Source organism: Ectorhizobium quercum (assembly GCF_026552795.1).
Classification (GTDB): Bacteria; Pseudomonadota; Alphaproteobacteria; order Rhizobiales; family Rhizobiaceae; genus Ectorhizobium; species Ectorhizobium quercum.
Genome location: NZ_JANFPI010000004.1, coordinates 360,123 through 381,739 on the forward strand (window position 1 = coordinate 360,123; position 21,617 = coordinate 381,739).

The 21,617-nt window shown below is 66.4% G+C and carries 18 protein-coding genes; 3 read left to right on the forward strand and 15 right to left on the reverse strand.

From position 1 onward, the window contains the following. Positions 1-94: 94 nt before the first annotated feature. The 8 genes from NOF55_RS14040 to NOF55_RS14075 all read right to left on the reverse strand — a co-directional run bounded on the left by NOF55_RS14040 (position 95) and on the right by NOF55_RS14075 (position 8,358). Positions 95-1,012, reverse strand: coding sequence for a TIM barrel protein (locus NOF55_RS14040; RefSeq protein ID WP_306412011.1), 918 nt, complete (start codon positions 1,010-1,012; stop codon positions 95-97). A gap of 22 nt (positions 1,013-1,034) precedes the next feature. Further along, positions 1,035-1,781 carry a glycerophosphodiester phosphodiesterase family protein gene (locus NOF55_RS14045; protein ID WP_306412012.1) on the reverse strand — a complete coding sequence of 249 codons (747 nt, stop codon included), beginning with the start codon at positions 1,779-1,781 and terminating at the stop codon, positions 1,035-1,037. Positions 1,782-1,800: 19 nt separating this feature from the next. After that, on the reverse strand, positions 1,801-2,682 hold the full coding sequence (locus tag NOF55_RS14050; protein ID WP_306412013.1) for an ABC transporter permease: 882 nt from the start codon (positions 2,680-2,682) through the stop codon (positions 1,801-1,803). A gap of 11 nt (positions 2,683-2,693) precedes the next feature. Next, positions 2,694-3,620, reverse strand: a complete 927-nt coding sequence (locus NOF55_RS14055; protein ID WP_306412014.1) for an ABC transporter permease — start codon at positions 3,618-3,620, stop codon at positions 2,694-2,696. A 12-nt stretch (positions 3,621-3,632) separates the two neighbouring features. Further along, a complete protein-coding gene (locus tag NOF55_RS14060; RefSeq protein ID WP_306412015.1) occupies positions 3,633-4,616 on the reverse strand; it encodes an ABC transporter ATP-binding protein in 984 nt (327 codons plus the stop codon). A gap of 1 nt (position 4,617) precedes the next feature. Continuing rightward, entirely contained in the window at positions 4,618-5,613 is a 996-nt protein-coding gene (locus NOF55_RS14065; RefSeq protein WP_306412016.1) for an ABC transporter ATP-binding protein, read from the reverse strand. A gap of 260 nt (positions 5,614-5,873) precedes the next feature. Next, positions 5,874-7,508, reverse strand: coding sequence for an ABC transporter substrate-binding protein (locus tag NOF55_RS14070; RefSeq protein WP_306412017.1), 1,635 nt, complete (start codon positions 7,506-7,508; stop codon positions 5,874-5,876). A gap of 133 nt (positions 7,509-7,641) precedes the next feature. Continuing rightward, positions 7,642-8,358 carry an HAD family hydrolase gene (locus tag NOF55_RS14075; protein ID WP_306412018.1) on the reverse strand — a complete coding sequence of 239 codons (717 nt, stop codon included), beginning with the start codon at positions 8,356-8,358 and terminating at the stop codon, positions 7,642-7,644. A 159-nt stretch (positions 8,359-8,517) separates the two neighbouring features. Here NOF55_RS14075 and NOF55_RS14080 point away from each other — a divergent pair, with 159 nt between their 5' ends. Then, a complete protein-coding gene (locus NOF55_RS14080; protein WP_306412019.1) occupies positions 8,518-9,474 on the forward strand; it encodes a sugar-binding transcriptional regulator in 957 nt (318 codons plus the stop codon). Positions 9,475-9,511: 37 nt separating this feature from the next. Here NOF55_RS14080 and NOF55_RS14085 read toward each other — a convergent pair whose 3' ends face one another. From NOF55_RS14085 to NOF55_RS14100, 4 genes are all read right to left on the reverse strand, one after another. Then, positions 9,512-10,624, reverse strand: coding sequence for a TRAP transporter substrate-binding protein (locus tag NOF55_RS14085; RefSeq protein WP_306412020.1), 1,113 nt, complete (start codon positions 10,622-10,624; stop codon positions 9,512-9,514). Between the two features lie 31 nt (positions 10,625-10,655). Beyond that, positions 10,656-12,212: a TRAP transporter large permease gene (locus NOF55_RS14090; protein WP_306412021.1), complete on the reverse strand. Its 1,557-nt coding sequence runs from the start codon at positions 12,210-12,212 to the stop codon at positions 10,656-10,658. Positions 12,213-12,226: 14 nt separating this feature from the next. Beyond that, positions 12,227-12,775, reverse strand: a complete 549-nt coding sequence (locus tag NOF55_RS14095; protein WP_306412022.1) for a TRAP transporter small permease subunit — start codon at positions 12,773-12,775, stop codon at positions 12,227-12,229. A 131-nt stretch (positions 12,776-12,906) separates the two neighbouring features. After that, positions 12,907-14,181 (reverse strand): Na+/H+ antiporter NhaA, encoded by a 1,275-nt coding sequence (locus NOF55_RS14100; protein WP_306412023.1) that lies wholly within the window; start codon positions 14,179-14,181, stop codon positions 12,907-12,909. 340 nt (positions 14,182-14,521) lie between these two features. Between NOF55_RS14100 and NOF55_RS14105 the strand changes: the two genes are divergently transcribed. Further along, positions 14,522-17,287 carry a bifunctional diguanylate cyclase/phosphodiesterase gene (locus NOF55_RS14105; RefSeq protein ID WP_306412024.1) on the forward strand — a complete coding sequence of 922 codons (2,766 nt, stop codon included), beginning with the start codon at positions 14,522-14,524 and terminating at the stop codon, positions 17,285-17,287. Positions 17,288-17,304: 17 nt separating this feature from the next. Here NOF55_RS14105 and NOF55_RS14110 read toward each other — a convergent pair whose 3' ends face one another. Beyond that, a complete protein-coding gene (locus NOF55_RS14110) occupies positions 17,305-18,135 on the reverse strand; it encodes a sulfite exporter TauE/SafE family protein (protein WP_306412025.1) in 831 nt (276 codons plus the stop codon). Between the two features lie 273 nt (positions 18,136-18,408). Then, a complete protein-coding gene (locus NOF55_RS14115; protein WP_306412026.1) occupies positions 18,409-19,851 on the reverse strand; it encodes a M20 family metallopeptidase in 1,443 nt (480 codons plus the stop codon). 24 nt (positions 19,852-19,875) lie between these two features. On the opposite strand from NOF55_RS14115, the gene NOF55_RS14120 reads away from it, so the two are divergent. Further along, positions 19,876-20,424: a hypothetical protein gene (locus tag NOF55_RS14120; RefSeq protein WP_306412027.1), complete on the forward strand. Its 549-nt coding sequence runs from the start codon at positions 19,876-19,878 to the stop codon at positions 20,422-20,424. Between the two features lie 6 nt (positions 20,425-20,430). Here NOF55_RS14120 and NOF55_RS14125 read toward each other — a convergent pair whose 3' ends face one another. Continuing rightward, positions 20,431-21,561, reverse strand: a complete 1,131-nt coding sequence (locus tag NOF55_RS14125) for an SLAC1 family transporter (protein WP_306412028.1) — start codon at positions 21,559-21,561, stop codon at positions 20,431-20,433. Positions 21,562-21,617: the final 56 nt, after the last annotated feature.

Below are 21,617 nucleotides of genomic sequence, written 5' to 3' on the forward strand. Positions count from 1 at the left end.
CGCAGACAGGGCATTTGCCGGTGGTGACGGCGGTCGAAAACAGCAAAGGGACCGTTCCGGCACACGGAGACGGTCCCTTTGCTTTCGGGCCGATTTATTCGGCTGCGCGCAGTGCGGAACCGGCGGCGTTGAGCGCGATCAGCCGGTGGGCGCGCTCGAGGCTTGCGGGCTGCTCGGCGCGATAGCGGCGGCCGATTTCCATCATCAGCACCGTGCCGGGCAGGAAGCTCAGTTCGGAGAAGATGTCCTCCCAGTCGATGTCGCCCCAGCCGAGCGGCATGTGCAGGTCGCCGATGCCGAGCGCGGTGTTTTCCTGGAGATGATGGCCGACGAAGAAACCCTGCGGGCGGCCGAAGGAATCGTGGACGTGCAGGTGGCCGGCGACGGGGGCCATCGCCCGGAGCTGCTCGCGGAAATCCAGCCCGCGATAGGTGGATTCGAGATAGGCATGGCTGAAATCGATCAGCGCGACCAGGTTCGGATGGTTCACGGCCTTCACCGTTTCCGCCACTTCCGCCGGGGTCTGGCGATACTGGCCAGGCTCGGTGGTGAAGATGTTCTCGAAGGCGATCCTGACGCCGTAGGGCTCGCAGAATTGCGCCAGTTCGTGCAGCGCGTCGCGTTCGCGCCTGTCGGCCTCGGCCCGGTCGAAGATCGCGGCGGGCCGCAGGTTGCCGCCGTGCTGGACGAGAATGCGTGCGCCGATGCGGTCGCAGAGAACGACCAGCGCCTTGGCCGCGTCGATCTGATACCGGCAGGTGGCCGGGTCCATGAAATTGGACGAGACGAGGCCGTGGACCGTGTAGCGGAAGCCGAACTGCTTCGTGAGGGCGACGAGGCGCTCGGCGCGCTCCTCGACGATGCGTCCGCCGGCGATGAGGTCGAGGCTGGTGAGGCCGAGTTCGACCGTATCGCAGCCGATGTCGGCCAGCGCGCGCAGGTCGCGTTCGAGGCTGTCCAGCTCGCCGTCGACCGATCCGGCGTTGAAGCCCGTTCCTATGATGTTGCTCATGTTCGTCTCCTGAGGGAAGGGTTTAGGCGTGTTCCGCCGCTTGCGCCCGCAGGCGCAGCGCGAGGTCGGGGGTGTCGGAGGTGAGATGGCCGATCTTCCGGTCGAGCCAGAAGCGGATCGGACCGGCGTCGTTGAGCGTCCAGACGCACAGGCGCTCCAGCGGCAGCCGGGCGGTGATGAGGCTCCATTCCGCCGCCATCAGTTCGTGATGGATGGCGACGATATCGACGAGGCCGTCGACCTTGTCGATGAAGGCGCCGAGCCCGCCCTGCCGCGCGGCCCACTCCGCGTTGACCGACACCAGGCGGGCGATCTGCGGCGCCTCGCGGCGGCAATCCTCGAGGATCGTCGTGTCGAAGGAGGTCAGGTGGCAGCGGTTCGCAATTCCGAAGCGGGCGACTTCCGCCGCAACCTTGGCGGCGATGCCCGGATAGGGCTTGCCGGCCTCGTCGACCTTGATCTCGACATGCAGGTCCTTGCCCGAGGGGGCGAGAACCTCGAGCACCTGCGCCAGTGTCGGGATCGTGTCGTCCGAGCCCTTCAGCTTCGTCGCCGCGCGGGCTTCCGGGGCAAGAAGGCGCACGGGGCCGGTGCCTTCGGTGGTGCGGTCGAGCGTGGCGTCGTGGATGACGGCCAGTTCGCCAGCATCGGTCAGGTGGACGTCGAATTCCACGGCGTCGACGTCAAGGGCGAGAACGTTGCGGAAGCCGGTCAGGCCGTTTTCGGGCCAGAGGTTGCGGGCGCCGCGATGGCCGGTGATCTTCGTCATGGCAGGGGTCTCCTGGGGTTCAGCGCAGGGTCGGATCGAGCTTGTCTCGCAGCCAGTCGCCGACGAGCGAGATGGACAGCGTCGTCAGCATGATGACGGCGGCGGGGGCGAGCATGATCCACGGCGCGCGGGTGAGATATTCGCGGCCGAAGCCGACCATGTTGCCGAGGCTGGTTTCCGGCGGCTGCACGCCGAGCCCGAGGAAGGAGAGCCCGCTTTCCATCAGGATGATTTCCGGAAAGGTCAGCGTCATGGAGACGATCAGCGTCGAGGCGACGTTCGGCAGGATGTGCTTGAGATAGACCCGCGCCGGCGTCGCGCCGAGCTGGACGACCGAGGCGGCATAGCCCTGCGCATTGGCGGAGATGGCAAGCCCCCGGGCGATGCGGGCGTAGCGCTCCCAGCCGTAGAAGCCCATGAGGCCGATCAGAAGCGGCATGGACGACCCGAAGAAGGCGAGAACCGCAAGCGACATGATGAGAAATGGCAGCGCGGCCTGAAAATCGGCGAGCACGAGCACCAGATGCTCGACGCTGCCGCGGAACTTGGCGGCGAGAAAGCCGAGCGTCGTGCCGAAGACGGCGGAAATGATCGTCGCGCCGAAGGCGATGGCCAGCGACACCCGGATCGACTGGATGAGGCGAGACAGCACGTCGCGGCCCAGTTCGTCGGTTCCGAGCAGATGCGGAAAGCTGCCGGGCAGCGCCAGCCGGCTCTTCAGGTCCATCGCGGTGATGCCGTAGGGGCGCAGCCAGTCGGCGAAAAAGGCGATGAAGACCATCGCCGCAAGCCAGGCGATGCCGAAGCCGACCGAGAAGGGCACCTTGCGCAGCCCCTTGCCGATGCGCGAGAAGATCGTGGTCTGCCCGGACGGCACGACGGATGTGTCTGCAATCGTCATGGTTCTTCTCCTCAATGGGCGGTCTGGCTGCGAAGGCGCGGGTCGAGCCAGCCGTAGAGCAGGTCGACGATGAGGTTCGAAATGACCATCGCCGCGGCGATGATCAGCAGGATGCACTGCACGACGGCGAGGTCGCGGTTGGAAACGGACACGACCAGCAGGCGGCCGATGCCCGGCCAGGAGAAGATCGATTCCACCACCACGGCGCCGGCGATCAGCGAGCCGACCATGAAGCCGACGATGGTGACGATCGGCACGGCGGCGTTGGGCAGCGCGTGGTTCCACACCACGTCGTTCCACTTCAGGCCCTTGGCCGAGGCGGTGCGGATATAGGGCTGGCCCATCACCTCGATCATGGCGGAGCGGGAGAAGCGGGCGAGAATGCCTATGCCGCCGATGCTCATGGTCAGCGTCGGCAGGATGCCGTGCTGCCAGGTGTCCTGCCCGCCCGAGGGCAGCACGCCGAGGATGATCGAGAAGATCAGCACCAACAGCAGGCCCATGACGAAGGAGGGGATGGTGAAGCCGAGGATCGCGCCGAAGATCACGCCCCGGTCGATGAAGCTCTGGCGGTGCAGCGCCGCGTAGACGCCGGCCGGAATGCCGATGGCGAGCTTGAGCAGCAGCGCCGGAATGGTGAGCTGGAGCGTGGCGGGAATGCGCTCGACGACCAGGCCGATGGCCGAGGCCTTGTCGCGCATCGACACGCCGAAATCGCCGGTGAAGATCGATTTCAGATAGGCGAAATACTGGATCCACAACGGCTGGTCGAGTCCCCACGCGGCGCGGAAGGCGGCCACGGATTCGTGCGGTGCATCGGGGCCGAGCATGACCTGGGCCGGATCGCCCGACATGCGCAGCACGACGAAGGCGAAGGTGATCACCGCCAGGATGGTGATGGTGGCGCGGAGGATGCGGGTGAGAACGAAACGGAACATCTTCGCTTTTCCTTACGCGGCCACGGGTCGGGCGATGTCGGGCACCATGTGGCAGGCGGCGGTGCGCCCCTCCTCCACCGTCCGAAGCGCCGGCGTGGTGGTGCGGCACAGGTCGGTGGCGAGCGGACAGCGCGGGTGGAAGGCGCAGCCGGTCGGCCGGTTCGCCGGGTTCGGCGGCTCGCCCTGAAGGATGACGCGGCCCTCCAGCCGCTTGCCCGGCACCGGCACGCTGGAAACGAGCGCCTTGGTGTAGGGATGGCGGGGCGACAGGAAGATCACGTCGGAGGACGCCTCCTCGACGATCCGCCCGAGATACATCACCGCCACGCGGTCGGCGATGTTGCGCACCACCTTGAGGTCGTGGCTGATGAAGACCATCGCGATGTCATGGCTCTCCTGAAGGTCGCGCAGCATGTTCACCACCTGCGCCTGAATGGAGACGTCGAGCGCCGAGACCGGCTCGTCGCAGACGAGAAGCTTCGGGCGGGAGGCGAGTGCCCGGGCGATGACGGCGCGCTGGCGCTGGCCGCCGGAAAACTCGTGCGGATAGCGCCCGGCCTGATCGGGGCGCAGGCCGACGGCGGCCATCAGCTCGGCCACGCGGGCGGCGCGATGCTCTTTCGGGATGAGGTTGTGGATATCCAGCGGCTCGCCGATCTGGGCGGCGATGGTCAGGCGGCGGTCGAGCGCGGCCAGCGGGTCCTGATAGACGAGCTGCATTTTCGCGCGCAGCGCCCGCCAGGCGGCCGTGCCGAACGGCGGCATGGCCGCGCCTTCGAAGAACACCTGCCCGCCCTGCGGCGCATCGATGCCGAGCAGCATGCGCCCGAGGGTCGACTTGCCCGAGCCGCTTTCGCCGACGATGCCGAGCGTCTCGCCCGGCCGGACGGTCAGCGACACGCCGTCGACGGCGCGAACCGGCGTCGGCTTGCCGAGAAGGCCGCTGCGGGTCTGGTAGGTGCGGACGAGGTCGTGCGCTTCGAGAAGGTTCGTCATGTCAGTGCGCTCCCTCCAGGGCGTGGCAGGCGGCCGCCTTCGCGGTTCCGACTGGCCGGTGGCAGGCAAGACGGCTTCCGTCCGGCAGGTCGGTCAGCGCCGGGCGCAGGTGGCGGCACGCCTCCACCGCATTGGAACAGCGCGGCGTGAAGGCGCAGCCCTCGGGCAGATGGCGGGGATCGGGCACCGTTCCGGGAATGGGGATCAGCCGCGTGCGTTCGCCGTGAAGGCTCGGAATGGCGTCGAACAGGCCGCGCGTATAGGGATGGCGCGGCGTGGCGAACAGGGTGTCGATGCCGCCCTGCTCGACGATGCGGCCGGCATACATGACGCAGACGCGCTCGCAGATCTGCGAGACGGCGCCAAGGTCGTGGCTGATGAAGACGGTGGCCATGCCGGTTTCGGCGCGAAGCTGGATGAGAAGGTCGAGGATCTGCGCCTGGATGGTGGCGTCGAGCGCGGTGGTCGGTTCGTCGGCGATCAGCAGGTCCGGCTCGCCGGCCAGCGCCATCGCGATCATCAGGCGCTGGCACTGGCCGCCGGAAAATTCGTGCGGGAAGAGATCGATGCGGCGGCGGGCATCGGGAATGCCGACCATGTCCATCAGGCGTAGCGCCTCCGCCTTCGCGGCCGCTCCCTTCAGGCCGCGATGCAGGGTGAGCGCCTCGGTGATCTGGCGGCCGATGCGGATGACGGGATTGAGCGAGCTGGACGGGTCCTGGAAGATCATGGCGACCTTTCCGCCGCGCACCGCCTCCTGCGTGGAGCGCGCGCCGCCGAGAATCTCACGGCCCTCGACGCGCACCGAGCCGGAAACGCTGGCCTTTCCCGGCAAAAGGCCGAGCGCGGCCAGCCAGGTCACGGATTTCCCGCAGCCGGATTCGCCCACCAGTCCGATGGCCTCGCCGCGCCCGACATCGAGGTCGATGCCGTGCAGGACCTGAACGCCGTCGAAGGAGACCTTCAGGTCACGCAGTTCCACGAGATTGGTCGTCATCGCGCTCACCTTTCTATCGATCATATGTCGCGGAATGTCCCCGCACACGCTGGGCATTCCGGCCTCCCCCTCTGGCTGCCGCCATCTCTCCCGCAAGGGGGGAGAACGATGGGAGTGACGGCCTCCTGCCACCGTGGACCGGGAGGCTGCCGCGAATTTTCTCCCCCCCTTGTGGGGGAGATGGCCGGCAGGCCAGAGGGGGGCTTCGCAAACAAGCACGCCGGCCACCCTTTCGGGCGGCCGGCGCTTCATTTCGATGGTCAGATGAACCAGTTCGTGGAGCGGAAATCCATCGCGAAGGCGGGCGCGGCCTTCCACTTCAGCGAGGACTTCATGCCCGTGAAGACGGCGTTCTGGTGGAGCACCTGATAGGCCGGGTCCTCGCGCTCGGCGATTTCGAGCATGCGGGCGACGGCTTTTTTGCGCAGCGCCTTGTCGGTCGAGGTTTCCATGACGACGGAAAGCTCGTTGAACTCGGCGTTCGTCCAGTCCTTCTTCTGCTGCACTTCGCCGTTCGGGCCGAACTGCACGACCAGCGGCGTGATCGGGTCGTTGATCGTGTTGGAGGCCGACCAGTCGCGCACGCCCCTGACGCCCTGCGGGTCGTGGATCTGCGCCCAGTTCTCCTTCATCTCGATCTCGACGTTGAGGCCGACCTGCTTCCACATCTCGACCAGGATCTGCGCGGTCGGGGTCTGGTTGGTGTAGTAGTTGTTCAGCAGGCGGTAGGGGATCGGATCGCCCTTGTAGCCGGCTTCCGCCAGAAGCTGCTTGGCGAGGTCGGGATTGTATTCCGGGGTCGCCCAGCCGTCGATGAACATGTCGCTGGTCTTGAAGGATTCGAACTGGAGGCCGGCGGGAATGACGGTCTGGCCGCCCCACAGCGCGTCGACGATGGCCTGGCGGTCGACCGAATGCGTGAAGGCGCGACGGACCAGCGGGTTGGCGAGGATCGGGTTTTCGGTGTTGAACGTCGAGATGCGGTGGTTCCAGATGGTGGAGTTCTGCACTTCGAGGCCGGGCGCGGCGGCGATGGTGGCGATCTGGTCCGGCGGCAGGTCGCAGGCGAAGTCGTATTCGCCCGAAAGCAGGCCGTTGACGCGCGAGGCGACTTCCGGAACCTCGACGAAGCGGATTTCCTGAAGCGGCGGGCGGCCGCCCCAGTATTCGTCGAAGGCGACGAGGGTGAGCGAGATGTCCGGCCTGTAGTCGCCGACCATGTAGGGGCCGGTGGTGATCGGCTTGCGGGCCCAGTCGTTGTAGGAGGCGGCTTCGTCCCAGGCGCGGCGGTTGGCGATCTGGCTGCCGAAGGAATAGAGGCGGCCTTCGAGCGTCACGTCCGGCGTGGTGTTGTGGAAGCGCACCGTGTACTTGTCCACGGCCTCGACGCCGGCGAGCGCGGGCCAGACGCGGCGGCCGACGCCGGGCACGTTGGCCGGCAGTTCCTTGACGGTGGCGGGCTTGTGGTCGTCGGCGAAGATCGTCTTGCCGCCGGCCGGCTCGGTGTTGCCGAACACGCGCTCCTGGGAGAAGGAGAACACGACGTCTTCGGCCGTCAGCTCATCGCCGTTATGGAACTTCACGCCCTGGCGCAGCTTCAGTTCCAGCGTCTTGTCGTCGATGCGGGTCCACTCGGTGGCGAGACCGGCGACCGGGCCCTGGTTGCCCATCCAGTCGCGCACGATCAGGCCTTCCCACAGGTTCGGGAAGAAGACGCGCTCGCCGACGTTGGACTGTTCGTACCAGACGTCGAGCGTGTTGTTGTTGGTGATCTTCTGCACCGCGATGGTGACGGAGGGGCGTGCGCCCTGGCTGAACGACATGCGCGGCAGCACGAACGTGCCGGCGGCGGCGCCCATCAGCCCGAGGGCGTGACGACGATTGATGGAAAGCATCGGAAGTTCTCCTTCTTCAGGGGACAGTCGGTAAAGGGAATGGCTGTTTGTGCGTTCGTCAGATGTCTGTCTGTTGATGGCTGCATGAATTTTCGATGACAGGCCCGCCGTGCCGCAGCCGCGGCGGCATCGTTCAGGCGAAAGTCGGCCGCGCCGGCGCGGCGTGATGGGTGCGAAGGGCCGAGGCGCCGAGGATCGTTTCGAAGGCGCGGGCGAGCCCGGCGGCGCCGGTGGCCGTCATCACCGCGCCGGCATCGGAAAGAACCGCATGGCGCCCCTCGCGCGGGTCGGCCGGATCGACGAAGCCGATCGCCTTCATCCCAGCCGCGACCGCGCCGGCAATGCCGTGCGGACTGTCGTCGACCACGAGACAGCGGGCCGGATCGACGTCGAGCGTTTCGGCTGAGAGAAAGAAGAGATCCGGCGCGGGTTTCGGCCGGGCCACCATGTCGGCACTGAAGACATGCGGCGCGAAGGCGTGCCACAGGTCGAAGAGGCCGAGGCTGTTGTGCAGCCGCTCCAGGGTCGAGTTGGATGCGACGCATTTGCGGTGCTTCAGCGATGCGATCACCTCGCCGATACCCGGCATCGGCGTCAGGGAGCGGGAAAATTCGGCAAACAGCGCCGCCTCGAACGCCCCGAACACCGATTCCACATCCTCGACGCCGAGTTCCTCGGTGCAGATGCGCCGCGCCGCGCCCGCCGCATGGCCGGTGAAGCGGCGGTGGACGTCCGCCTCGGTGATCTCCACGCCGGCATCGTTGAGCGCACGGCAAAGGACGCGGCTTGAGGCCGGCTCGCTGTCGATGAGCACGCCGTCACAGTCGAAAATCACCAGATCGATCGTCATTGAACCGCAGAACCATGTTGATAAGGATCAGGGTGCGGGTTGCGGGGCCGGAGGGTTTTCCGGGGCGCCGCAACCCGCACCTGTTGTGCGGGAATGTGTAAGTTACATATGTTACGCTCGTGTGACATATGTTCGAATTGATCGGCGGGGGAAACGAATTTGGACAACCGGCAACTGATGGTGAAGGCATCCTGGCTCTATCATGTCGAGGGGCTGACGCAGGCGCAGATCGCCGAGCGGATCAACCTCACGCGGCGGCGCGTCAACGAGCTGCTCGCCGCAGCGCTCGATGAGGGCATCGTGCGAATCAGCTTCACCTCGCCGCTGGCCGAGAATGTCGAGCTGGAGGCGCAGCTATGCGGGGCGTTCGGCCTCGACGAGGCGGTCGTCGCTCCGACGCCGGCCGACCCGCGGCAGATGCAGTCGGTGATCGGGCGGGCGGCGGCGGCCCTGCTCGACAGGATGATCCCGGTGCGCCGGCCGCAATCGCTCGGCGTCGGCTGGGGCACGACGCTGCGCGAGACCGTGGAGCAGATGACACCTGTCAACGTTCCCGAAACCAAGGTGCGCTCGATGATGGGCGGGCTGACGCGCGGCTCCGAGATCAACACGTTCGAGATCGTCCGGCGCTTCGCCAAGGTGCTGGGCGCGGAATGCCATTACCTGGCGGCGCCGATCTATGCCGACAGCGCCGCCTCGCGCGATGCCATCGTCGCGCAGCCGGTGATCCGGACCTTGCTGGAGGAGGCCGCCGCGGTGGAGATTTCCTGCCTCAGCGTCGGCGACCTGACGCGGGAATCCTTGCAGGTCCGCTACGGCCTGCCCTCGTTGCAGGTGATCGAGGAGCTGAAGCAGGCGGGCGCCGTCGGCGACATACTGGGCCGCTATCTCGACGGCGAGGGTCGCACGGTGGACCATCCGATGAACCGGCAGGTGATCTCGCCCGAACTGGAGGACTACCGGCGCATTCCCTGCCGCATCATCGCCTCGGGCGGCGCCCACAAGCATGCCACCCTGCATGCCGCGTTGAAGGCGCGCCTCGCCACGGTGCTGGTGACGGATGCCGAAAGCGCCCGCTGGCTGATAAAGAAGGCCGGACGATCCCCGGCCGAATGACCGGGGACCGCATTTTCGTTCGCGTGCCGGAAACGCCTCAGTTGCCGGACGCCTGCATGGCGAAGTTGTAGCTGTCATAGGTATATTCGGCGACGCGGAACCATTCGAAGCCTTCGTCGCGGAACTTCTTCCAGCCGGGATATATCTTCGCCCAGGCCGGATACCTCTGGCCGTACTCCTCGTACAGTTCGAAGGACGTCTTGTAGGCGGCGTCGAGCACGTCGCGCGGCAGCGGGCGAAGCTGCGTGCCCTTGGAGACGAGCGAGCGGATCGCGTCCTTGTTCTTGACGTCGTAAAGGGCCTGCATGTTGATGTTGGCGGCCTTGCAGGCGGTGTCGAGCGCCGCCTTGTATTCGTCCGGCAGGCCGGCATACTGGTCGCGGTTGATGTAGAAGTGGATGGTCAGGCCGCCCTCCCAGAAGGCCGGGTAGTAATAGTAGGGCGCGATCTGGTGGAAGCCGAGCTTCTCGTCGTCATAGGGGCCCACCCATTCGGCGGCGTCGATGGTGCCGCGCTCCAGCGCCGGATAGATGTCGCCGCCGGGAAGCTGCTGCGGCACGACGCCGAGACGCGACATGACTTCGCCGGCCACGCCGGCAATGCGCATCTTGAGGCCGCTGAGATCGGCGAGACTGTTGATTTCCTTGCGATACCAGCCACCCATCTGGGCGCCGGTGCCGCCGCCCGGCCTGCCGGTGACGCCGTAATCGGCCAGGAATTCGTCATAGGCCTCGTTTCCGCCGCCGTGATAGAGCCAGGCGTTCTGCAAGCGGCCGTTCAGGCCGAAGGGAATGGTCGAGCCGATGGCGAAGGTCGGGTCCTTGCCGGTGAAGTAATAGCCGCAGGTGTGGGTGATCTCGACCGTGTTGGCCTTCACGGCGTCGATCGCCTGCGGGCCGGGCACGATTTCGCCGGCCTGGAACACCTGGATGTCGAACTTGCCGCCGGTGATCGCCCTCACTGCGTTCGCCATGACCACGGCGCCGCCGTAGATCGTGTCGAGGTTGTTGGGAAAGCCGGATGTCAGCCGCCAGCGGACATTCGGCAGCGACTGGGCGACGGCCGGCGTGGCGAGCGCCGTGGCGGCGGCGGCCGCGCCGGCCATCGCGCCGCCGGACAGGAAGCGTCTGCGATCTAGGGTCTTGCTCATAAGGTTTCCTCCTCCTTTGAGAACTGTTGGGTCAGGGCTGCTGACGCGGCTCGCTCCCGAAGGACGGTGCCGGGGCGCCGAAGCCCGGGGCCGGCGGATTGGCCGGGGCGGAACCGTTGCCGGGCGTGGCGAAGGGATTGGCGAACGGATCGGCCCCGACGCCGGCGCCGGGCATCGGCACGTTGAGATGGATGGTGGACGGATCGACCTGCGGCGCGTTGCCCCTGTAGTGCATCACCAGGCCGGGGAAGGCGATCACCACGCCAACCATCGCCAGCTGGATCACCAGATAGGGGATGGCGCCGAGATAGATCTGCGTCGACGTCACCGGCTGGATCGTCCGGCCGGTCACGCGGTCGCGATAGGCGCGGGCCGGCGCCACCGAGCGCAGGAAGAACAGCGAGAAGCCGAAGGGCGGGTGCATGAACGCGGTCTGCATGTTGACCGCCAGCATGACGCCGAACCAGATCAGGTCGATGCCGAGCGCATCGGCGACCGGCGCCAGCAGCGGGATGATGATGAAGGCCAGCTCGAAATAATCGAGGAAGAAGGCCAGGAAGAACACCAGCAGGTTGGCGACTATCAGGAAGCCGATCTCGCCGCCGGGGATCGAGGTCATCAGGTGCTCGACCCAGACATGGCCGTTCACGCCGTAGAAGGTGAGCGAGAAGATGCGCGCGCCGAGCAGGATGAACAGCACGAAGGACGACAGCTTCGCGGTCGAGTAGAGCGACTGCTTCACCAGCGGCAGGGTGAGCTTGCGGTTCAGGGCGGCCAGGATGAGGGCGCCGGTCGCGCCCATCGCGCCGCCTTCCGTCGGCGTAGCAATGCCGAGGAAGATGGTTCCGAGCACGAGGAAGACCAGCACCAGCGGCGGCACCAGCGAGGTGACGACCTTCAGCAGAAGCTTGCCCCCGCGCAGCGTGCGGGCCTCCAGCGGCAGCGCCGGAACCTTGGCCGGGCTGACGACGGCGGTAAAGGCGATGTAGGCGGCGTAGAGGCCGACGAGCATCAGCCCCGGCACCAGCGCACCCTTGTACATGTCGCCCACCGAACGGCCGAGCTGGTCGGCGAGAACGATCAGCACGAGGCTCGGCGGGATGATCTGGGCAAGCGTGCCGGAAGCCGCGATCGTGCCGGCGGCGACCTTGCGGTCGTAGCCGTAGCGCAGCATGATCGGCAGCGAGATCAGCCCCATCGAGATGACCGAGGCGGCGACGACGCCGGTGGTGGCGGCGAGAATCGCGCCGACGAAGATCACCGCGAAGGCGATGCCGCCGCGCACCGGGCCGAAGAGCTGGCCGATCGTGTCGAGCAGGTCCTCGGCCATGCCGCTCTTTTCCAGGATCAGCCCCATGAAGGTGAAGAACGGAATGGCGAGCAGCGTCTCGTTCGACATCTGCCCGAAGATGCGGTCCGGTATGGCCTGGAACAGCGTGGCCGGCAGGAGGCCCAGCTCGATGCCGATGAAGCCGAAGACGAAGCCGACGAAGGCCAGCGCGAAGGCGACGGGATAGCCGAGCAGCAGGACCACGATCAGGCCAGCGAACATGATGGGCGCGAGGTTTTCCGCGATGAATGCAGTCATTGTCCGGTCCTCCCTCAGAGCGCCGCGGCTTCGGCATCGGCTTCCGCCACCGGATCGGGAATGTCCCCGCGCAGGATGGCGATGCGCTTGATGAGTTCGGACACGCCCTGAAGGGCGAGCAGGCCGAAGCCGATGGGGATCAGCAGCCAGGCCGGCCACTGTATTAGGCCGCCGGTATTGTTGGACACCTCGCCGGAGGCGAGCTTCTGCAGGAAGACCGGCCAGGAGAGATAGACCGTGACGAGGCAGAACGGCAGCAGGAAGAAGATCGTGCCAAGAATGTCGATCCAGATCTGGCTCCGGCGGGACAGGCGGCTGTAGAGCAGGTCGACCTTCACATGCTCGTTGTTGAGCAGCGTATAGCCCGCCGCGATCAGAAAGACCGCGGAGAACAGATACCATTGCGATTCGAGCCAGGCATTGGAGCTGGCGGAGAAACCCTTGCGCGCGACGGCGTTGATGGAGCTGATCAGGATGGCGGCCAGCAGCAGCCAGGAAATCGCCTTGCCGATCACGGTGTTGGCGGCGTCGATGACGCGCGAAAGCGCCAGCAGAAATGGCATTCGTCCCTCCCTCGGTTTCCGGCGCCGCGGCACTCCTCAATGCCGGTGCGGCTCCGGATCACTCTTTGGGCGGGAAGGATAACAGCCGGACGTTGCACTACAAGCGCGCCGCCCGGCCGTTTTCGCCGAATCTACCCGGAACTGGGTAGATGCGCCGGCGACTGGACGACATGCTTTCGCCGGACGGCGAAGATCCTGCCGGCGACGATGGCGATGGCCGCCGCGCCGAAGGAGAACAGCGCGCCCATCTTGGCGGCGTCCTGTTCCGCGCCGGGCGGGAAGGCGACGCCGGCGACGAACAGCGCCACGGTGAAGCCGATGGCGGCGACGCAGCCGATGACCGGCAGGTCGGCAAGGCGCATGCCCTCCGGCAGGCCGAAGCCGAGCGGCCGGGCGGCGATCCAGCCCATCAGGGTGATGCCGAGCGGCTTGCCGACGATCAGCCCGCCGAGCACCAGCCAGGTCACGTCGTCCATCGCCGAGAACTCGACGCCGGCATTGGCGAGCCCGAACAGCAGCAGGACGATCTGCACCGGCGCCTTCAGCGCATGCTCGATGCGGTTGAGAAGGTCGGTCTGGTAGCGCTCTTCCTCCGCGAAGAAGCCGAAATCGGTTTCGGCGTGCGGAATGGCCGGGATGATCGGCAGGAGGCCGAGCGCCGGGTGGATGCCGGCTTCCTGAAAGCCGTACCAGCTTGCGGCGGCGGCGATCAGATAGGGCCAGAACGACAGCCTGCGCTTCACCGCGCTCGAGACCGGCCGGCGCGGATTGTTGCCATCGAGGAGGCGCGGCAGGCGGTTGGCGAGGAACCAGACGGCCAGCGCGGCGCCGAAGGACAGAAGCAGCCATTGCGGCGCAAGGTCGCCCTGCGGATAGAAGATCGCCAGGATGATGAGGCCGCCGGCATCGTCGGCGATGGCCAGCAGCAGCAGGAACATCACCGCCGGATGGCCGGCGCCGAACACGAGGCGGCCGACCAGATAGGAAAAGGCGATGTCGGTGGCAGTGGGAATGGCCCAGCCGCTGGCGAGAAGGCCGAACTTGCCGATGACGAAGGCGCCGCCGAGATAGACGGCGACGGGGCCGAGCATGCCGCCGGCGGTCGCGATCAGCGGCGTCACGGCCTTCTTGCCACGCAGGGAGCCGTTTTTCAGCGCCACCGCTTCCCACACTTCCTTGCCCGCGATGGCGAAGAAGAAGGCCATCAGCATGTCGTTGATGAGATAGTGGAGCGTCAGCGTGCGATGGCCGTCATGCAGATGGCCGACGAACCCGCCCTCCCAGAGCGGATAGTCGACGATGGCATGGTAGCTGCCCGGCGCCGTGTTGGCCCAGACGAGCGCGGTGATCGCGCCGAAGACCAGAAGCAGCGAATATTCCTGTAGATAATTCCAGATGCGATGCATGTCCTCTCCTCCTCCACACGAGCTTTATGCCGCATTTCCGCGAACGGCAAGACGCGGCGGCGGGTGGCGAGAGAGACGGGGGCGATGCATGGACAAACCTTCTCTTTCGTTGCCTTCGGGCTTGACCCGAGGATGACCCGACCATGACGAAAGGGAGCGACCGGCACGTCGGCGGCGCTCCTGCATTCTCCAGTCTCGCGCATCGCCTCGGGCTGCACTCCCAAGAATCCGTTCACACATTGTTATTCTTGACGGATATCAATTGTTAACGATGGGAACCTAAGGCGTTGAGGAAGGTTGGGAATAGTCCGTGGCCTGTCTGATGCGCGTGGGAGGCGATATGTACGACGTTCTGGCATGCCTCGTGTTCGAACACGATTTGCGTCTCGTCGCTCTCGCCGCGATCCTGTGCGTTCTTTCCTGTCTCGCCGCGATGGGGCTGCTCGGCCGGGCGCGCGCGGTCGAAGGCAGCGCCCGCGTCATCTGGTTTCTCGCCGGCGGCGCGGTAGGCGGCTTCGGCATCTGGAGCACGCATTTCGTCGCCATGCTGGCCTACGATCCCGGTGTCGTCACCGGCTATGAGAGCCTGCTGACCCTGGGGTCGCTTGCGACGGCTGTCGCGGCCACTTCCGCCGCGAGCGGCATTGCGGCGCGCGCATCCGGCCGCGCCGCCCTCGCCTCGGCGGGCGCCCTGTTCGGGCTCGGCGTGTCCACCATGCACTTCATGGGAATGGCGGCGCTGGAATTTCCCGGCCGCATCGTCTGGGACGGTTCGCTGGTCGTCGCTGCCATCCTGCTTTCCATGCTGTTTTCGATGCCGGCCTTTGTGCTCGGCGTGTCGCTGCGCTCGCGCTCGAAGGCGCTCTGCGTTTCGAGCCTGTGCCTGGCATTCGCCATCGTCGCCATGCATTTCACGGCGATGGGCGCGGTCACGGTCGTTCCCGATCCGGCGAAGATCGTCGTGCCGACCATGCTGTCGCCGGTCGTCATGTCCGCGGCAATCGTGGTCATTGCGGTCTCGCTGCTGTTTTCCGGCGCGGCGGCGGTGCTTTTCGCCATGCGGGCGGAACGGCAGGCGGCGGTCAGCGAGCGCAATTTCCGCCTTCTGGTGCAGGGCGTGACCGACTACGCCCTCTACATGCTCGACGGTAGCGGCCGGGTGACGAGCTGGAACCCCGGCGCCGAGCGGGTGAAGGGCTATGGCGCGCCGGAGATTCTCGGCCGGCACTTCGAATGCTTCTACCTGCCGGAGGACCGGGTGGCGGGCCTGCCGGACGAACAGCTGCAAAATGCGCTCGAAGCCGGGAAATACGTGACGGAAGGCTGGCGGCTGCGCAAGGACGGCACGCGGTTCTGGGCGCATATCGTCATCAATACCGTCCGCGACCAGCGCGGCGAGCTGGTCGGCTTCGCCAAAGTCACCCGCGACCGCACCGAGCAGCGGCTTGCCGAAACGCGGCTCGGCGAGATATCCGCCAACCTCAACCTGGCTCTCGCCCACATGGCCAACGCGCTGACCCTGTTCGACGAGGACGGCCGGCTGGTGATGTACAACACGCGCCTGAGCGAGCTTCTCCGCATCGATCCGGCCATCGATCTTCACGGCCTCACGATGGAGGAGCTGTCGCTGTTCCATCCGCTTCACGCCGAAAGGCGGGTAGCCGCGTATCGGGCGCTGATCGAGCGCGGTGGCGGCGAAATCGTGATCGAGGCGCCGTGGGAGAGCTTCATCCGCGTCACCGTCTCGCCGACCCGGACGGCGGCCCGGGTGATGACCTTCGAGGACGTCACGCTGCGGGTCAGATCGGAGCGCCGCCTCAGCCACATGGCGCGGCACGATACCCTGACCGGCCTGCCCAACCGGCGCCAGTTCATGGAAATCCTGGAGGACGCCATCGCCAGGGCCCGCGAGACCGGCGCGCAGATCGCCGTCTTCAACATCGACCTTGACCGTTTCAAGGAAATCAACGACGGCTACGGCCACGCGGTCGGCGACGGCGTGCTCTGCCGCCTGTCGGAGCGCATGGCCGGGGCGTTGCAGGAGGGCGAGACCGTCGCCCGCTTCGGCGGCGACGAATTCGTGGCGGCCAAGGTCTATTCGAACGAGACCGACCTGCATGCCTTCGTCGCGCGGCTCACCACCGGCCTGAGCGAGCCGATCGTGATCGACGACCGGGAGATCGTGCCGGGAGCGAGCCTCGGCATCTCGATCTTCCCGACCGACGGTTCCGACCCGGAGAGGCTGCTCGGCAATGCCGATATGGCGATGTACCGCGCCAAGGAGAATTTCGAGCAGAAGGTGTGCTTCTATCAGGCCTCGATGGACGAGACCGAGCGGGCCCGGCGCGCGCTGGCGAAGGACATCTGGACCGGTCTGCGCGAGGGGCAGTTCTTCCTCAATTACCAGATCCAGCGCGCCGCCGCCGACAACCGGCTGGCAGGCTACGAGGTGCTGGCGCGCTGGCGGCATCCGGTCCACGGCATGATCTCGCCTGCCGTTTTCATTCCGCTGGCGGAGGAATGCGGTGCGATCGGCGCGGTCGGCGACTGGGTGCTGACGCAGGCGTGCCGGGAAGCCGCCTCCTGGCCCGGGCGCGAGAAGATCGCGGTCAATCTCTCGGCCCTCCAGCTTTCCAGCCTCCAGCTGGCAAGCCGCGTGCAGGACGTGCTGCTGGAAACGGGGCTTTCGCCCGAGCGGCTGGAACTGGAAGTGACGGAATCGGCCATCGTCGGCGACAAGGCGCGGGCGCTGCACATCCTCCGGCAGATCAAGGCGATGGGCGTGACGATCGCCATCGACGATTTCGGCACGGGCTATTCGTCGCTGGAAACGCTGCGCGCCTTTCCGTTCGACAAGATCAAGCTCGACCGCAGCTTCGTGTCGGATCTGGCCACCGACCGGCAGGCGCTGGCCTTCGTGCGCGCCATCCTGGCGCTCGGCAAGAGCCTGGAGATTCCGGTCCTGGCCGAAGGCGTGGAGACCGAACTCCAGCGCGATATCCTGACCCGCGAGGGCTGCGACCAGTTCCAGGGCTACCTGTTCGGCCGGCCGGACACGCTGGAGCACATTCTCGACTCCGCCGCGCCGCAACGCATCGCCGTCTGACGGCGAAACCGGCGCCGTCAGCCCGCAAGCAGCGGCCAGAGCATCCGGATCGACGTGATCATCAGGAACACCGCGAAGGCGCGTTTGAGGTGTTCCGGTTGCAGGCTGTGGGCGAGCCTGACGCCGAGCTTGGCGGTCGTCATGGTCAGCGGGATGATGAGCGCGGCGGCCAGCAGGTTGACGTAGCCGAGCGACAGCGGTGGCAGTCCGTCGACGTTGAGCCCCGTGACGACGAAGCCGACCACGGCCGGAAGCGAGATGATCAGGCCGAAGGCCGAGGACGAGCCGACCGCCTTGTGGACCGGATAGGAATAGGCCGCCAGCGTCGGCACCGTCAGCGAGCCGCCGCCGATGCCCATCAGCGACGAGATGAAGCCGATCGCGCCGGGAACGCTGAACTTGAAGGGAAGGTTCTGCGGCAGCGTGTCGCCGAGGACGATCTTCTTCGGCAGCAGCATGTTGATGGCGACGGCAAGGGCGACGAAGCCGAAGACGGACTTGAGGCTCGCGCCGCTGAAATAATGGGCGGCAATGCCGCCGACCGCCGCGCCGAGCGCCACGAACGGCGCCCAGGAGCGAATCAGCGCCTTGTCCATCGCCCCGCGCTTGTTATGCGCGTTGAGCGACATGATCGAGGTGGGGATGATCGTCAGAAGCGAGGTGCCGACCGCGACGTGCATCGCCACCGTCGGCGAAAACTTCATGAATTCCAGCATGAACGACAGCACCGGCACGATGACGATGCCGCCGCCGACACCCAGGAGGCCGGCGAGGAGACCGGCCGCGGCGCCGGTGACGGCCAGCCCCGCGACGAAAAGAAGGAAAGACTGAAGGGTTAGGGCTTCCACGATAGACCTCGAAATAATTCTGGCGGCATAAATGCACGACATGTATACATATCGCAAGTCAAATATACTGAAACGCGACTATGCGGGTGGTGGCGGTGCAGGCTGGTTGCAGCAGGCGTCCGGTCGGGCGGTCCGGGCACCTTGAAGGTCCTGCGCCGCTGTTTGGCAGCGGCCCGGCGCCCGGCTGCGGATCGGCCGGAACGATTTGGCGTTTCACGGCAGGGGTCGCCGGACACCCTCTCATTCCCGGTTTTCCGCAGTGCCGGATTTGCCCTATGGCGCAGCGAAGCTCCAGCCCGCGGGCGCGGGCACCAGCGCCGGCGCGACGCCGTGCGTCAGCGGATTGGCAAGCGGACGCCCGCGCCGGCGCGTGCCGTGATCGGCCTTCGCCTGTTCGACCAGCGCCGGATCGCGGATCAGCGCGGCGGCGGTGGAGGCCATGATCTTCGCGGCGTGTTCCATGCCCTTGTGCGCCAAGGGCAGCTTGCCCTGCGCCACCATCTGCCAGCTATGCGGCGGCGTGCCGATGGCGCAGGTCGCGCCGTACATCTGCACGGTCGGCACCGCCCAGCTCACCGTGCCCACATCCGTCGAGCCGATCAGCGCCGGATCGCCGCTGTCGAGCGGCAGGATGCGGTCGCAGAGCACGAGCCCCTCTTCCGGTTGCAGCCTGTAGGTGGCGAAGCAGGTGGCGATATCCTCCGGGTTGAAGGTGGCGTGGAACTTTGCCGCGATTTCGCGGTCGGCGTCGTCGAAGGCGGCGGGGCCGAGCCGTTCCAGTTCGCGCTGCATCAGTGCCTCGAGCGCATCGTTGCCGAGCAGGTTCGCCTCGCCCGAGACGGGCTCGCAGACGACGGTGGTTTCCGTCATCAGGGCCGCGCCCTCGGCAACCTTCTTCACGCGCTCGAACAGCGCCTGCATCTCGTCCAGCTCGCGGGCGCGCACCAGATAGCGCACGGTCGCCTTCGCCTGCACCACGTTGGGTGCCACGCCGCCGGCGTCGATCAGCGCATAATGGATGCGCGCCGTCGAGGGCATGTGCTCGCGCATGTAGTTCACGCCGACATTCATCAGTTCCACGGCATCGAGGGCGGAGCGCCCGAGGTGGGGCGCGGCCGCCGCATGCGCGGCGCGGCCGGTGAAGTGGAACAGCACTTCCACGCAGGCGAGCGATGCCGGATACATGACGCAGGTGAAGGGGCCGGGATGCCAGGAGATGGCGATGTCGACATCGTCGAACAGGCCCTCGCGCACCATGAAGCCCTTGGCCGAGCCGCCCTCCTCCGCCGGGCAGCCGTAATAGCGGACGCGGCCGGGCAGGCCGGTCTGCGCCAGCCAGTCCTTCACGGCGGTCGCGGCCTGCAACGCCGCCGTGCCGAGCAGGTTGTGGCCGCAGCCGTGGCCGTTGCCGCCGGCGACGAGCGGGCGCTCCTCGGCGATGCCGGCTTCCTGCGACAGGCCGGGCAGGGCGTCGTACTCGCCGAGGATGGCGATGACCGGGCCGCCCTCGCCCGCCTCGCCGAGGAGCGCGGTCGGTATGCCGCCGATGCCGCGACTCAGCCTGAAACCCGTTCCGGTCAGGACGGCGGCATGGGAATCGCTCGAGCGAAACTCGCCGTAATTCAGTTCCGGCGTGTCCCAGACGCGGTCTGCCAGCTCCACGAATGTCTGGCGCCGATGGTCCACCAGATCCCAGATTTGATCGGAATTTTTCACGATATTGCTCTTCAGGCTTGTTGAATGCCCGTTTCCCTTACAGGAAACCGGTCATCTGGGGAAAATGATTTCTATTCTTCGTGTGGCCGTCTTTGTGCTGCCGATGCCTGCCGTGCTTCGATTTTAGTCTTATCGGCATTGCAATTTATGGGATATGTCGTCAGAATCGACAGGGAGGAAGTCGACGATGAATGGGCGGTCCTGCTGGCAGGGGATTCCAGACGGATCGAAGCAAAACGGGGACACCACATGGTATTAGTCGCGCAGGGGCCGCGCGCTGACAGTTTTCGACGGATAATTCGCCAATTGGTCGATGCAAGGACCACCGCCCGCCAACTGGGACTGACTGATGTCGACCGGTTGCTGGAGATGGCTTTGCTGGACGTTGTTGTCGAATGGAGCGGTGTCGATCTGAATGCGGTCGATGACGCCAAGCTCGAGGCAATGATGAAGATGCGCGTGCGGCAGGCATGCGAGCGCCCGTCCGGGGCGTCGGTGCATCTTCTGGACGAGTGGCGGCGGGACAGTTTCCGCCTCTCGGGCAACGTCACGGAGCCGACGCCGGTCGAATGACCGCGCTCAGCCGGAGGTGATGCAGGGGTCGCTGAACAGGCGTCCCCGGATGGCGCCGGCGAAGGTGCGCGCCGTGACCAGAAGCCAGATCACCGCCAGCAATCCCACCATTACCGTTCCCGCCACCGTGAAGAAGGCGAGCGGAAGCAGCGCGCCGATCTTCAGCGTGGCCAGCGCATAGACCCCCAGCGGAAAGGTGTAGGCCCACCAGCCGAGATTGAACGGCAGGCCCTGCCCGATCTGCCGCAGCGTCACCAGCAGCGCTATGGCGAGCCACCAGAGACCGTAACCCCACAGCATCAGCGCGCCGAGGGTCGCCGCGCCGGTGACGGCGGGGGCGATGGCTTCCAGTCCGTTGGCGGCCAGAACCGGCGCGCCGTTCAGGGCAAGCAGCGCAAGACCGAGCGCGCCGGTGCCGATCGGCCCGAGCGCGAGCCAGCTTGTAGCGGCCATTGCCGCTGGCGGCAGCTTGTGCAGCGCCATCCGCAGGAACAGGATGACGAGGACGCTCAGCGCCAGCGGCACGGAAAAGGCCCAGAGCGCAAGGCTTGCCGCCAGTATGCCGAGCCCGGCGGGGCCATCGCCCGCGAACGGCAGCAGGAGAAGGCCGCTGGCCGCCGCCACCTCGGCAGCGACCACCGGCAGCAGCCAGACGGCGCTCATGTCGGCCATCGCGTGGCTCTGCCGCGTGAACATGAGAAAGGGCACGCCGCTGCCGATGGCGACGGCCAGAACCGCATCCACGAGCCATAGCCGCGTTGCCACCGCCGCCGCGATCTCCTCACCGACGAGGCTGCTGCCGAAAATCAGCGTGCCGTTGACGATCGTCGCCAGCGCCATCGGGATTGTGCCGAGAAACATCGACTGGACCGGATGTTCGAAGATCCGCGCGGCCAGCCGGGTGTGACACAGCCATTTCAACCCGTAGAGAACCGAAAACAGCAAAAACAGCGCGATATTGACGAGATGGAGAACGAGGCCGGCGGCGTGGACGACGGGCGTGCCGGGAAACTGCCCGAGGGCCGCGGCAAGGATGCCCGTGCCCATGCTGGCGGCGAACCAGTTGGGCGTGAAGTGAAGCACGATGTCGCTGGCGCCGTTGGCGGGCGGGGCGGTGTCGGCGCGAAGCAGGAGCATGATATTTGTCCATGTCGATTTTCATTGGAATATAATTTTACAAAATGACCATTTCC

What these genes read in the sequence shown, in the direction of transcription:
- NOF55_RS14095 (WP_306412022.1), bottom strand. Translation starts at nt 12,775, where the DNA reads ATGCCATTTCTGCTGGCGCTTTCGCGCGTCATCGACGCCGCCAACACC.
- NOF55_RS14055 (WP_306412014.1), bottom strand. Translation starts at nt 3,620, where the DNA reads ATGTTCCGTTTCGTTCTCACCCGCATCCTCCGCGCCACCATCACCATC.
- NOF55_RS14050 (WP_306412013.1), bottom strand. Translation starts at nt 2,682, where the DNA reads ATGACGATTGCAGACACATCCGTCGTGCCGTCCGGGCAGACCACGATC.
- NOF55_RS14075 (WP_306412018.1), bottom strand. Translation starts at nt 8,358, where the DNA reads ATGACGATCGATCTGGTGATTTTCGACTGTGACGGCGTGCTCATCGAC.
- NOF55_RS14065 (WP_306412016.1), bottom strand. Translation starts at nt 5,613, where the DNA reads ATGACGACCAATCTCGTGGAACTGCGTGACCTGAAGGTCTCCTTCGAC.
- NOF55_RS14060 (WP_306412015.1), bottom strand. Translation starts at nt 4,616, where the DNA reads ATGACGAACCTTCTCGAAGCGCACGACCTCGTCCGCACCTACCAGACC.
- NOF55_RS14100 (WP_306412023.1), bottom strand. Translation starts at nt 14,181, where the DNA reads ATGCATCGCATCTGGAATTATCTACAGGAATATTCGCTGCTTCTGGTC.
- NOF55_RS14105 (WP_306412024.1), top strand. Translation starts at nt 14,522, where the DNA reads ATGTACGACGTTCTGGCATGCCTCGTGTTCGAACACGATTTGCGTCTC.
- NOF55_RS14085 (WP_306412020.1), bottom strand. Translation starts at nt 10,624, where the DNA reads ATGAGCAAGACCCTAGATCGCAGACGCTTCCTGTCCGGCGGCGCGATG.
- NOF55_RS14090 (WP_306412021.1), bottom strand. Translation starts at nt 12,212, where the DNA reads ATGACTGCATTCATCGCGGAAAACCTCGCGCCCATCATGTTCGCTGGC.
- NOF55_RS14070 (WP_306412017.1), bottom strand. Translation starts at nt 7,508, where the DNA reads ATGCTTTCCATCAATCGTCGTCACGCCCTCGGGCTGATGGGCGCCGCC.
- NOF55_RS14120 (WP_306412027.1), top strand. Translation starts at nt 19,876, where the DNA reads ATGCCCGTTTCCCTTACAGGAAACCGGTCATCTGGGGAAAATGATTTC.
- NOF55_RS14045 (WP_306412012.1), bottom strand. Translation starts at nt 1,781, where the DNA reads ATGACGAAGATCACCGGCCATCGCGGCGCCCGCAACCTCTGGCCCGAA.
- NOF55_RS14125 (WP_306412028.1), bottom strand. Translation starts at nt 21,561, where the DNA reads ATGCTCCTGCTTCGCGCCGACACCGCCCCGCCCGCCAACGGCGCCAGC.
- NOF55_RS14040 (WP_306412011.1), bottom strand. Translation starts at nt 1,012, where the DNA reads ATGAGCAACATCATAGGAACGGGCTTCAACGCCGGATCGGTCGACGGC.